10 protein-coding genes are annotated in these 12,184 nt (G+C 39.7%); all 10 read right to left on the bottom strand.

Going from position 1 to position 12,184, the window contains the following annotated elements; all coding sequences use genetic code 11:
* Nucleotides 1-328 precede the first annotated feature (328 nt).
* The gene (gene xylB / locus I588_RS01335; RefSeq protein WP_010757130.1) at nucleotides 329-1,828 is read right to left on the bottom strand and encodes a xylulokinase; all 1,500 of its coding nucleotides are present in this window, start codon (nucleotides 1,826-1,828) and stop codon (nucleotides 329-331) included.
* Between the two features lie 110 nt (nucleotides 1,829-1,938).
* Entirely contained in the window at nucleotides 1,939-3,363 is a 1,425-nt protein-coding gene (melB, locus tag I588_RS01340; RefSeq protein WP_010757131.1) for a melibiose:sodium transporter MelB, read from the bottom strand.
* Between the two features lie 19 nt (nucleotides 3,364-3,382).
* A complete protein-coding gene (locus tag I588_RS01345; RefSeq protein WP_010757132.1) occupies nucleotides 3,383-5,629 on the bottom strand; it encodes an alpha-galactosidase in 2,247 nt (748 codons plus the stop codon).
* A 95-nt stretch (nucleotides 5,630-5,724) separates the two neighbouring features.
* On the bottom strand, nucleotides 5,725-6,576 hold the full coding sequence (locus tag I588_RS01350) for an AraC family transcriptional regulator (protein ID WP_010757133.1): 852 nt from the start codon (nucleotides 6,574-6,576) through the stop codon (nucleotides 5,725-5,727).
* Between the two features lie 206 nt (nucleotides 6,577-6,782).
* Nucleotides 6,783-8,249: a xylulokinase gene (gene xylB, locus I588_RS01355; RefSeq protein ID WP_010757134.1), complete on the bottom strand. Its 1,467-nt coding sequence runs from the start codon at nucleotides 8,247-8,249 to the stop codon at nucleotides 6,783-6,785.
* A gap of 12 nt (nucleotides 8,250-8,261) precedes the next feature.
* Nucleotides 8,262-9,224, bottom strand: a complete 963-nt coding sequence (locus I588_RS01360) for an aldose epimerase family protein (protein WP_010757135.1) — start codon at nucleotides 9,222-9,224, stop codon at nucleotides 8,262-8,264.
* Nucleotides 9,225-9,280: 56 nt separating this feature from the next.
* Entirely contained in the window at nucleotides 9,281-9,796 is a 516-nt protein-coding gene (locus I588_RS01365) for a D-lyxose/D-mannose family sugar isomerase (protein ID WP_010757136.1), read from the bottom strand.
* Between the two features lie 18 nt (nucleotides 9,797-9,814).
* A complete protein-coding gene (locus I588_RS01370) occupies nucleotides 9,815-10,912 on the bottom strand; it encodes a PTS fructose transporter subunit IIC (RefSeq protein WP_010757137.1) in 1,098 nt (365 codons plus the stop codon).
* Between the two features lie 78 nt (nucleotides 10,913-10,990).
* Nucleotides 10,991-11,299 carry a PTS fructose transporter subunit IIB gene (locus tag I588_RS01375; protein WP_010757138.1) on the bottom strand — a complete coding sequence of 103 codons (309 nt, stop codon included), beginning with the start codon at nucleotides 11,297-11,299 and terminating at the stop codon, nucleotides 10,991-10,993.
* A 17-nt stretch (nucleotides 11,300-11,316) separates the two neighbouring features.
* Nucleotides 11,317-12,183 carry a ketose-bisphosphate aldolase gene (locus I588_RS01380; RefSeq protein WP_010757139.1) on the bottom strand — a complete coding sequence of 289 codons (867 nt, stop codon included), beginning with the start codon at nucleotides 12,181-12,183 and terminating at the stop codon, nucleotides 11,317-11,319.
* Nucleotide 12,184 lies beyond the last annotated feature (1 nt).

A 12,184-nucleotide genomic window follows, 5' to 3' on the forward strand; every position in this document is an offset into this window, starting at 1 on the left:
TCATGAGACTATTTGCCAATGTTACAAAGATAAGGAAGAGGTATGTCTACTATATCAGTAATTTTACCACAAATTTTCTGATTATGAAAAGCTCATTTACGAAAATAGCGAATCTGTTTTCATAACCCGAAATGCATCTAGCCTGTTTTATACATAACAGACACTTTGTTTACATAATAAAAATATGGATTATATAAAAAACTTCCAATAATGAAGACAACACTTTGGAAGTTTTTATCTTGATTTATTTGATTAGAAACCTAAGGAAAACTATGAAATTACCTTAGTACTTAAAGTGTCTAAGTATCTGCTTACGAGTTTTAAGAAGTTAATTCATTAGTCCCTTCAAGGCTTCATAAATAGCGAGATATTTTTGATATCCTTCTTGGTAGATCTCTGCAAATTCAGGATTAGGATAATGCGTCCGACCAAAGGAAACAGTCTTGGCTATAGCATCTTCAAAATCAGTGTACACTCTGGTTCCTACTCCGGCTAACAAAGCAGCTCCTAAAGTAGTTGTGGTATCTGTACTAACAACACGAATTTCTTTTCCAGTAATATCACTTTTGATCTGAGTCCATACCTCACTGTTAGCAGCACCGCCCATTGCTTGTAGTAACGAAACTTCTATACCGGACTCTTTTGCTGTTTCTAGATTGTGTTTAAGAGAATAGGCCACTCCTTCCATTCCTGCTCGGATCAAATGACCTTTTGTTTTACTGAAATCAAGGCCGTAATAGACACCCTTGGCTTTGGGATTCCAAATAGGGGAACGTTCTCCCGCCATATAGGGTAAGAAAATTAATCCGTTAGAACCAGGATGTACTTTTTCAGCTAAACGACTCAGTTCAATAAAACTATTCGTGTTTTTATCTGCTGCGGTTAGTCGTTCGGCATCTCCTATCTGCTTCTCCAACCAATTAAGCACACCCCCGCCACCGACAGTCCCACCCTGCAGCAACCATTTGTTAGGAACTACATGCTTGCTGAGAATCAAACGCTTATCCGCCTGATAAGTGTTCAAGCAAATCCCCATGCCGCCAGCTTGACCGCCTTGTTCTTGGGTTTCACCAGCTTGGATTACCCCACTTCCTAAGGCGCCACAAGCCGAGTCTAAACCACCAGCAACAACGGGTATTCCAGCTGGTAAGCCCGTTTGAAGAGCCGCTTCTTTGGTCACTTTGCCCACAATGTCATGGCAGGCATAAATATCTGGTAAAATTTCTGGTGAAATTCCTAATTCCATACAAATGGTTTGATCATAGGAGTCTTTTTGCATATCAAAAAAATGATAACCATATCCTTGAGAAACATCCTGAGAGAAACAGCCAGTTAGCTGATAAACGATATAGCTGTTAGATTGCAAAATTTTATCAATTCTCTGATATATCTCTGGCAGATGCTCCTTGTACCACAAGATTTTTGGCAAAGTGTAAGTTGGCTGAAGAGGATTCCCACAAAGCTGGAAAAGGCGTTTTTCTCCAATTTGTTTCTTCAGTTTTTGACAGATAGTTGCTGCTCGCGAATCCATCCAGATTGGAGTGTTGGCTAGAACTTGCCCATCAGCTGTTAGAGGCACAGCCGACCAACTTTGACCAGCTACCCCAATTCCTACAATTTCACTAGGTATAATTTCTGATTGTTCAATTATTTTTTTTATGGTTTTACAAACTGCTTGCCACCAGTCAAGGGGATTTTGCTCGGCCCAGCCCTCTTGAGGATAGAAAACCGGATAGCTTTCACTTGCTTGTGCCACTACCCCACCCGTGGGATTGAACAAGGCTGTTTTGCAAGAAGATGTGCCGATATCAATACCTAATAAATACATGTAATCTCCATCCTTTTCAATAATTAATGAGCTCATACTAAGCTTAGCATTTTCTTTTACCAACGGAAACAACAAGCCTACCAGTAGAGATAGACTTGTTGTTGGTATGCTTAAATATCGACCGACTGTTTCTCCAGCAATTCTATATCCTCTTCTAGAAATAATTCTTGTTTTTCTTCTGTTTCAGCTTTTCGTTTCATCAGTACCGCCATAAACTCATCATAAAATTCACCACTTAGTTTGAAGAATTTTTTATAGATCAGATAACTGATTAAGGTAAAGCCAATCGGCAAGACAATCATAACAATTCGAATTCCCATCAAGGTAGCAGGACTCTGCACAGCGTTTGGAACATAACCGGTTAGATCCAAAGCAAAGCCAGTTAATAGAGCACCTATTGCTGAAGAAAATTTGATCATCAAGGTTTGAATCGAAAAAGTAACGGATTCATTGCGGGAACCAAATTTGTATTCACCATAGTCTACGACATCAGCTAAGATGACTGTGGCCGTCCCTAACTGCAAACCAGATCCTAATTTAACTAGGATTCCGGCGACAGCTGTCAAGAAAACATTTTCAGGGGAGGCATAGCCAATGATTAGCAATAACACAAAGCCAATAATCGGGGACAAGCACGCTAGCATATAAACTCTTGCCCGTGAAATTTTTCCAACTAACTTAGGAAATAGGAACAGCCCACCAATTTCCGCAAATCCTGCAAACATGGTAAAAACGGAAAACATTATCTTGCTGCCAGTCACATAAATAAAATAATAAGTCGATATACCATTCACAAATTGAATTGCTAGATTGAAGGTCAAAATAATTCCGATTGCAACTACTAACTGATCGTTTCTCAAAATTATCTTCATTAATTGTTTAATAGAAACTTTCTCTGCAGTTTGACTAACTGCTTGATCAGCTGATTTAACGTTTTTTACAGTAATTCCGATTGTCACAATAAAAATTATAGCAATCACCCAAGCGAATCGAGTAAAGCCAGTTTGCATGTCACCTGATCCTAGAAAATCAATAATTTGCAAGCCAAAGCCTGCTACAATCAAAGAACCGCCGATCGAAGCGAAAATCCGGGGAATAACCGACAATTTTTCACGCTCCCGTTTATCACTGGTCAGGTTGGGAAGCATTGACCAATAAGGGATATCCATTACTGTATAGGTCATTCCCCACAAGATATACATGACTGCTGCGAAGACATAAAGGGCTGTTCCTGATAGACCCCAGTTAGTAAATAAACAAACGAACACAATAGCATTTAGTAAGGTACCGATGACTAGCCAAGGCCGAAATTTTCCAAACTTACTTCGGGTATTATCAACGATAACGCCCATTGCTAGATCATTAATTGCGTCCCAGAACTTAGCTAGGAAGAACAAACTTCCAACAAATGAGGCAGATATTTTTAGCACATCAGTAAAATAGAGCATAGCGAAAACAAAAATTAGAGCGACAATCATATCTTTTCCTAATGCACCTAAACCGTAGGAATACTTTTCTTTTGCTGATACTTTCATGTTTTTTCCCCTTCTCTTCTTAAGCTTTTTCGATGACCCAAAGTCTTGAATCATAGTCATGGGTGGGCGGCAGTGGTGATTGATCAATTAAAAATCCACTAGAAGCGTCGGATGAAACTAATCCCGCATACATTAACTCCGCCCCACTATGGACGTGACCATCAATTACATAATCCCAGTCAGCCTTCAATCCCTGTAGTTTCATGCGATGGAAGGAACGATTGACTTCATTTAACATTTTGTAATACCCAGCAATTGCAATGGTCTGGTCCTCACTTACCACCATCCAGCTAGTTTCAGTCCTATTTTTCTCGAAAGGAGACTGAATCCGATAAAAGGTTCCATTATGGAATACGGATTGATATTTTTTGAAAAAGGCTATCTGTTCTTTGATTTCTGTAATCTCGTCTGCACTTAGTTTACTTAGGTCCAGTTCATACCCAAAGGTCCCAAAATAAGCGACATTAGCCCGAGTATCTAAGGGGACTAACCGGTTGGTCTGATGATTAGGAATTACTGATACATGTGAACCCATGGAAGATAGTGGATACAAAAAGCTGGTTCCATATTGGATTTTCAGCCGCTCCACGGCATCTGTGTCGTCGCTGGTCCAGGCTTGAGGTGCGTAATACAACATGCCAGCATCAAAACGTCCTCCACCAGATGAACAAGATTCAAATAAAATATTTGGATATTTCGTTGTTAGACGTTCATATAGATCATAAACACCTAACACGTACCGGTGGAAGACTTCACCTTGCTGGTCAGCTGGAAGATTAACAGCATAAACCTCGGATAACACTCGATTCATATCCCACTTGATGTACTGTAACTTTGAATCATCTATTACCAGACACATCTGTTGAAAGATATTGTCAACCACCTCGGGATTGGCATAATTCAACACATATTGATGACGACCATGACTAGCTTTACGATTTGGAGTGTGGAGCATCCAATCTGGATGTTTACGGTAAAGATCACTATCAAGATTAATCATTTCCGGCTCAAACCATAATCCAAATTTCAAACCTAAGCCCCTAATTTTATTAGCTAAAGCGCCCATCCCATCTGGCAGCCGATCTTTATTAACGTACCAATCACCTAATCCAGCCTTTTCATGAGTACGTTGACCGAACCAGCCATCATCCAAAACAAAAAGTTCGACTCCAACCTGTTGAGCTTTTTCAGCAATTGCCAGTAATTTATCCTCGTTAAAGTCAAAATAAGTCGCTTCCCAGTTGTTAATTAAAACAGGTCTTTCCCGATCACGCCATTCTCCTCGAACTAAGTGTTTTCTAAAAAGCGTATGAAACGTCTGACTCATTCCGTTTAATCCCTGATCAGAATAAACCAATACAGCTTCGGGTGATACAAAAGTTTCTTTAGGAGCTAGCTTCCATTCAAAATTGAAGGGATTGATTCCTAATTGCAGTCTAGTAACGTCAAAAGTGTCAACCTCTGCCTGTACCAAGAAATTTCCCGAATAAACGAGCGTAGCACCAATTACTTCTCCAGAAAATTCAGTAGTCTCAGCTCGTGCTAAGGCAACAAAAGGATTTTGCTGAGGACTAGATATCCCACGAGTAGATTCGATCGATTGAATCCCCTGCTGTAAAGTTCTTTTTTTTACGTGACGCTCTCTCCCCCATGCACCTGAAAGTTGCAGCCATTCATAATTACTGTCAGGCAAATCCAAATTCAAACTCATCAAATGCGTCAAGAATATGTTCTCTGACCCCTGATTTATAACGTTTACATTTCTGGTAATTACTGGAAGATCAGAAAAAATAGCATACATGACTTCAACAACTACACCAGTAAGTTCATCCTTTAAACAGACTTTTAGGGTTTCTGCCTCTAGTGGCTCTTCGGTATAAGTGGCTGGCAAGCCTGGCAAAGATTCTTTTCCAGCTTTTATTTTATGGAAACTATAAACTAATTCACTAATGGCAGATCCATTAGGCTGGCGCAGGCGAATCGCTGGATGACGATAATCAGACGTTCCATATTCAGGCAGCTCTTGTTTTAAACTATCCAATGAATACAATAAGTCATCCTTTTTACGACAAGGTGCCTGCTGCCGATAATGTTGCTCAATCAAATGAGTATAGGATTTTTCTTGTGGGACTTTTTTCCCATAGTAGAGTTGTAATAATTTACCATCCTCAGAAACACAGAAAATATAGCTGATGTGTTTATTAGACAGATGGAACTGTTTACAATTAGCTAGATATTCAATTGATGCTTTTCTTTGTTTTGTCATATTTACGACACCTCCGTTTAACTTAGCTTCATTATAAAAAGCGCTTACCCTAAAAGTAAGCGCTCTTTGATACGGAAAGTTGTCAATTTCTGACTTTATGAAATTTCGTGATTTGAGCCGATTCGTTCTTTGCGATAAGCATAGGGAGATAATCCCATTCCCTTGCTGAAGGCTTTAGAAAAGGCTTGTGTGGTGGGAAATCCTACCATCTCAGCTATTTTAGAGATGGGTAAATTAGTGGTGGCAATAATGTCTCTGCTAGTGGAAATTCGCATTTCATTAATATAGGATTTGATGGGAATTCCAATGTCCTTTTTGAATAAACGTGATAAATAGCTGGCATCAATCATCAGCTTTTCAGCTATTTCTTTAACTGTGATATTACGCCAAAAATGTTCTCTAATAATTTCTAATGACTCTAACACATAGCTATTCATTTTTGTACTGTGACTATCCTTTAGTGTATGAACCATCGACTTTGACAATGGCTCCATAAAGCTGTAGGCAATTTTCTGCAAAATCAATTCATTCAATTGTGTATCCTGCTCATAAGCCAAGCATTGCAATATTAAGGCATGAAAATCGGCTGCATTGGTTACTTCAAAAGATAAATGAGCCGGAGTAATGCCTAAATTAGTTAAAAACGATTCTACTAAATTCCCGCCTATTGCCAACCAAACATACTCCCAAGGCTGGTCCTCACTTGCTTGATAAAAAGTTGATTCTCCGGGGTAAATTACGAAACCTTGCCCTTTGGAGAGGTGATATTTAGTTTTCTTAATAGAATAATAGCCGCTGCCTTCCAAAATAATATGGATTAGGAAGACATCTCTAACGGCTGGCCCAAAGCTGTGACCAGGAAATGTTTTCGAATGACCGCAAAAGGAAAAATAAAAATCCTTGAAATCAGATCGCTGCCGCTTAACTAAAAAGATAGCTTCTTCCATTTCTGTCTCCTTTATCTAATAAGATGCAATATCATCTTTTGATAACTTTCTCGTCCTTTTTTACTTTTTGGCCGAGAAGCCAGATTAATCAGCTGAACTCTTATTAGTTTTTTCGTGTTTCTACTATTATATAGAATAAATATGGTTCTTTTATTAAGTCCATTTTACTAAGGATGCTTTGTTGGCACAACTATTTTTGATAGAGTCTAGGAAGCCAGTTGATCACTCAACTTTTTGAATCGTACATAAGCTTTCTGATATTCAATTGTCTGTTCAGAGTTTGGATGATAAATCATCTTTATAGGATTTGCTGCCTGCCAAATTGCTAAAAGCTGAGAATCATTTTTACTAGCTGCTGCACACAGCATGGCACCATAAGCTGGACCTTCATCAAAGCTCAGAACTTCCATTTTCCTTTGAAAAACATCCGCAAACAACTGTAACCAGAAAGGGTTCTTAACCGCTCCTCCGGTAATACGAAAAACTTGAATAGGGGTTGCCGATTGAATTCCCATATTTTCATAAACATTGCGTAACGAAAAAGCAATGCCCTCTAGAATACTACGAATAATGTCACTACGAGTATGATGTGCTCTCAGACCAAGCAAAGCTCCACTTAAGGTCGGATCAAAATATGGACTACGTTCACCAAACAGATAGGGTAGGAAAGTCACTCCTTGACTGCCAATGGGACTATCTTTTGCTGACTGGGTAAAGGTAGGAAAAGATTCTTCAGGTGCCAGCAGCTTTTTTAACCATTCAAGGGAATAACCTGCAGCGAGGGTTACTCCCATTTTATAATTTTGATCTGCTATCACCGAATTAAAATAATGATATTTTCCCAGACCCTGTTGCGTTTTTCCAGTTTCATAGGTCAAAACCACTCCAGAGGTTCCTACTGAAATAAGGCCTTGGGTTTGTGGATCGCTTAAATTGCCAAAAGCTCCACAAGCATTATCTGCCCCGCCCATTACTAGTTCAACAGACCCTTTCAAACCGAAGCGCTGTTTTAGATTCGCTTTCATTTCACCAATAATTTTAGTAGAAGGCTGGACTTTTGGACACTGCTCTAAAGAAATATTCAATTGCTTTAGCAGCGCTTCGTCCCAACACTGCTTTTCGATATCAAACATAATTGTTCCTGCCGCATCGGAAGGATCTGTGAAGGCCTGCCCGGTTAAATAATAAACTAGATAATCCTTTGGCAGCATGAATTTCCAAGTTTGTTTCCAGATTTCTGGCTGATGCTTTTGAACCCATAAAATTTTGGGTAAGGTAAAGCCTTCTAAGGGAATATTTTTTTCAACAGATAATAAGTGATCACCTAAAGTGTCACGTAGTTGTTGAACTTCTGCTGTGGTGCGGCCATCATTCCACAAAATAGCTGGTCGTAAAATGTTGCCTGCCTGATTAATTAGAACCAGCGAATGCATTTGCCCTGAGAATCCTAGAATTAAAGGAGCTTCAACAATTTCAGGGAATTGAACAATCAAATCAGTCAGTGCTTGATCAAAAGCTTGTTGCCAGTCAGCAGGATTCTGCTCGCTATAGCCTGCTTGAGGCGAAGAGATAACAAATGAACTGCTTGTGCTGCCCAACAAACTTCCATTTTCATTTCCTAAGATAATCTTCAATGAACCTGTGCCTAAATCGACCCCTAAAAAATAGGTCATGGTTGTCCCCTCCTACTCAATTTCATAAATAGTATATGCATCATATTTTGTTACTAAATAGTCAGCAGCCGTATGAACATAATTGGGTTTACGCTGCATCTCAAAGGTAATGCCGCCGTATTTTACGACAGGTGTATCATTTTCTAGTTTGACTTTATCAGAAAGCTTGTTCAGGGTATAGATGACGCAGGCCTCCTGATTGGAGTATATAGTCAGTTTGTTTGTTCTTTGGCGATCCGTTAAGCGAATTTTGGGCTCTTGGCTATCATTGTTAGTAAAGCAGTAAGCCAAATCAATCCCTTCTGCACAAATTTTTGCTAATGGCGTACCTAGGTTCAAGGCTTTTTGAATCGCCTTTTCTTCAGTAAAGTTAAACGGAACATATTCTGATGTCTGCATCGCAGAATACGCTTCAGTAGGAACAAATTGCTTATCGATTAGTTGAAGGATTGCGGGTGCTGTTTGTAAACGGTGAAACTCAATCGTGGGTTCATCTCCCAAATTGAAATAGCTGTGATTTGTCAAATTGCATACAGTCGGTTTATCAGCGTGACTATTCATTTTAATAATAAATCGATTGTTCTCCAGTTGATAAATTAGTTCTAGCTTCATCGGTTCATAAAAAGCTTGAGAATCATCGAAAGTTAAGCGATAGGCTTGATTTGACAATTTTTTTACTTTCCATTCTACCTTATGCAGCCCATGCCTTCCTCCGTGCAAATGAACTTGTCCTTCGTTAGTATCCAATAATACCTTATCCCCGAGATAATTTTGATAAAAGGGCGGATAAGTCCTTCCAGCATTTCGACCAATTGTTGCACCAAGGAAATAGGGATTCTTTTTGTAATCCTCCTGATTTTTATAGGCTAGGAGATAGTTTTGTTCCGTCTTTTTGTTGATCATTTTGGTTAACGTCCCACCATAGCTCAAAAATTCGATACGAACAAGCTCATTTTCTAATTGGTAAGTTTTCATCAGCTGCTCCTTTAAAAAAGAGACTAGGAACCTCCGAGCTCCTAGTCTGTTAATAATTATTTGCTCACCCGTTGGATATTGGGATTGGTAAAGATATCACTGGCATCGTCACTAGGTGAAGAAAATTCCGAAATGATTGCTCCTTCATTTCCAGCTTGAAACCAGTGTTTAATATTGGGTTCAATCGTGTACTGCTCTCCAGGATTTAATTCTATTTCGTGCATCACAGTATAATAAGCATTCTGACCTGTTGGGATTTTACTTTGAATAGTATCAGTTGCTTCCCCTTCTACATATAGATACACTTTTCCTTTGCGGCAGCGGAAGGTCTCCCGTTTGCCTGCTTCACCATTGCGGGGAGGATGGCGATGCTCCGGACATGTTTGTCCTGGCAGCAGAACCATTTCTTTCGCACAATAGCGATCATTATTCTCATAAACAATTAAGTTCAAGCCCTCTGATTCCAAACGATTCAGGCCAAAGTCAGCGAAATCGATTGATGCTAATTCTGCTTCAGTAAAGATAATTCCTGAAGCTAGAAAATGTTGTTTTACTTTTTCTTGATAAGTCATCTTTTGTTCCTCTTTTCCTTAAGAAATGGTCAAATCATCCCAAGAAACATCATCTTCTTCTTTTTCCTCCATAACGACTTCAGCGTTTGGATCCACTCGTTTTTTCAATATGAGGATTGTTACTGCAGTCGCAAGTGAACCAATAGCTAATGCAGCAATGAACGCCCAAGGACGAGTCATGGTTGGAATAGCAAACATGCCAGAAGCAGGAATGTGGCTGTCTGCCCCCCAAAGCATACTTAACCCACCACCGATGGCACCGCCAACTCCGGTAGCAATAACATTGCGGACCAAATCATTTAACACGATCGGGAAGCAGCCTTCAGTAATCTGACAAATTCCCATGGGAAAGGCCGTCTTCAGAGTTTCAATTTCCTGACGATTGAAAATATTCTTGTTAATTACTTTTCCAATAAAGTAGGCAATGGTTAAGCCAAATGGTGTAACCATGGAGGCTAAGATCAACACAGTGATTGGCTCATAAATTCCTTCCGAAAACAAAGCGAAAACGAAGGCAAAGACCACCTTATTAATAGCACCACCATAATCAATCGAGGCCAAAATCCCAATAATTGCACCATAAACAAATAGTGAAGAGGTGTTTAAATTTCCTAAGTAACCAGTAATCAGATCCGTAAACCAAGTAATTGGTGTGCCAACAACATAATACATCACCATTCCCGCTACAAATGCGCTAAGAAAAGGTAGAACTAAAGTTGGCATCAAGCCTTCCATCCATTTAGGTACTTTGATAATCATCATCATAATTACTACAACGTATCCTGAAATATACCCGCTGACCACACCACCTAGAAAGCCAGTCCCAATACCATGCGCAACAAATCCAACAATCAATCCAGGAGCTATTCCAGGTTTGTCAGCAATCGAGTAAGCTATCGCAGTAGAAACAATCATTGGGAGAAAACCCAAACCGTAGCCCCCCATGGTAGTCATCGTGTCAGCAAAACTGAAACCTTCTCTAAAATTATCAATAGAGGCACCACCCATCATATTTCCGATGGCTAGTAAGAACCCTGAAGCAACAATAATTGGCAAGAAAAATGAAATAGCTGTCATCAGATGTTTTTTGAAACCAATAGCTTTGATCTTTTCCATGATCTTCCTCCTCGTAATTTGGCTTCACTGTTGGGGAACCCTTGTTAACTGAATAAACAAGGGCCCCGACATGAAGAATTAAACGTTCACTTCTTCTAACTTTTCCACTAATTTATTGGGGGATTTTACGACTAAACCAGTCGGGACTTCCACGATTTTCTTATTCTTGAATCGTTCGCGACCATTGACCTTTATATCAGCAGCGATAATTACCACGTCAGCTTCATCAATATCTTTTTGAGTTAATGCATCCTGAGTACCCGCTAAGCCTTGAGTCTCGATGTGGATTTTGTGTCCCCGATTGGTACTGGCTTGAATCAATTTTTCTTTCGCAATGTAGGTGTGAGCAATCCCGGCAGTACATGCGGCTATACCAACAATTTTCATAACAGCGCCTCCTCTATTTAGTAGAATTTGACTTTATCGTTTGATTTAAACAGCTTGATTTTTTCTAAAGCAACTTTCTTCGTTTCAGCCATACAGCTAGGGAATAAGACGTTTGGTTCTCTAGCTTCCAGGTTGCCGTTATTTAAGACCTCACGTAATTCATTAGCAAAAACAATTTTGATGTCACTAGAGATATTTATTTTGTTTACGCCCATTGTTACAGCCTTGCTAATCTCTTCATCAGGATTACTAGAGCCACCATGCAATACTAAAGGAATGTCGGTTAAGGCTTCAATTTCTTCTAAAATATCCAAACGTAATTTAGGATCAACGTCTTTTGGATAAATACCGTGAGCTGTTCCAATGGCAACGGCTAAGCTGTCTACACCTGTTTGATCAATAAAATTCTGTGCAACCTTAGGATCGGTGTAAACAATTTCGCTAACGCCGCCTTCAACTGTGTTTCCCGTGTCGCCGATCGTGCCTAATTCAGCTTCTACGGATACATTTGCTGCGTGTGCTGCTTCTACCACCTTTTTCGAAATCGCTACATTGTCTTCGAAAGACAAATGAGAAGCATCAATCATGACCGAGGTGAAGCCAATGCTGATGGCATGCATGACTTGTTCAAAGCTGGCACCATGATCCAAGTGGATACATACTGGAATTTTTGTGTGATTGGCTAAATAGATGGCTTGAGCCACAAAGCTGTCAGTTAAGAAGCTCAACTCATCAGGGTGAATGGCAATCATAACTGGTGATTGAGCTTCCTCACAAGCCTCCATTACCGCATTTAAAAGTTGACCTGATCCGGCATTAAAAGCCGGCACTGCGAATCCTTGTTCCTTTGCGACACTCAAAATTTCTTTTCCTGTTACTAACATG

It is taken from the genome of Enterococcus pallens ATCC BAA-351 (assembly GCF_000407485.1).
Taxonomy (GTDB): Bacteria; Bacillota; Bacilli; order Lactobacillales; family Enterococcaceae; genus Enterococcus_A; species Enterococcus_A pallens.

What these genes read in the sequence shown, in the direction of transcription:
- xylB (WP_010757130.1), bottom strand. Translation starts at nt 1,828, where the DNA reads ATGTATTTATTAGGTATTGATATCGGCACATCTTCTTGCAAAACAGCC.
- melB (WP_010757131.1), bottom strand. Translation starts at nt 3,363, where the DNA reads ATGAAAGTATCAGCAAAAGAAAAGTATTCCTACGGTTTAGGTGCATTA.
- I588_RS01345 (WP_010757132.1), bottom strand. Translation starts at nt 5,629, where the DNA reads ATGACAAAACAAAGAAAAGCATCAATTGAATATCTAGCTAATTGTAAA.
- I588_RS01350 (WP_010757133.1), bottom strand. Translation starts at nt 6,576, where the DNA reads ATGGAAGAAGCTATCTTTTTAGTTAAGCGGCAGCGATCTGATTTCAAG.
- xylB (WP_010757134.1), bottom strand. Translation starts at nt 8,249, where the DNA reads ATGACCTATTTTTTAGGGGTCGATTTAGGCACAGGTTCATTGAAGATT.
- I588_RS01360 (WP_010757135.1), bottom strand. Translation starts at nt 9,224, where the DNA reads ATGAAAACTTACCAATTAGAAAATGAGCTTGTTCGTATCGAATTTTTG.
- I588_RS01365 (WP_010757136.1), bottom strand. Translation starts at nt 9,796, where the DNA reads ATGACTTATCAAGAAAAAGTAAAACAACATTTTCTAGCTTCAGGAATT.
- I588_RS01370 (WP_010757137.1), bottom strand. Translation starts at nt 10,912, where the DNA reads ATGGAAAAGATCAAAGCTATTGGTTTCAAAAAACATCTGATGACAGCT.
- I588_RS01375 (WP_010757138.1), bottom strand. Translation starts at nt 11,299, where the DNA reads ATGAAAATTGTTGGTATAGCCGCATGTACTGCCGGGATTGCTCACACC.
- I588_RS01380 (WP_010757139.1), bottom strand. Translation starts at nt 12,183, where the DNA reads ATGTTAGTAACAGGAAAAGAAATTTTGAGTGTCGCAAAGGAACAAGGA.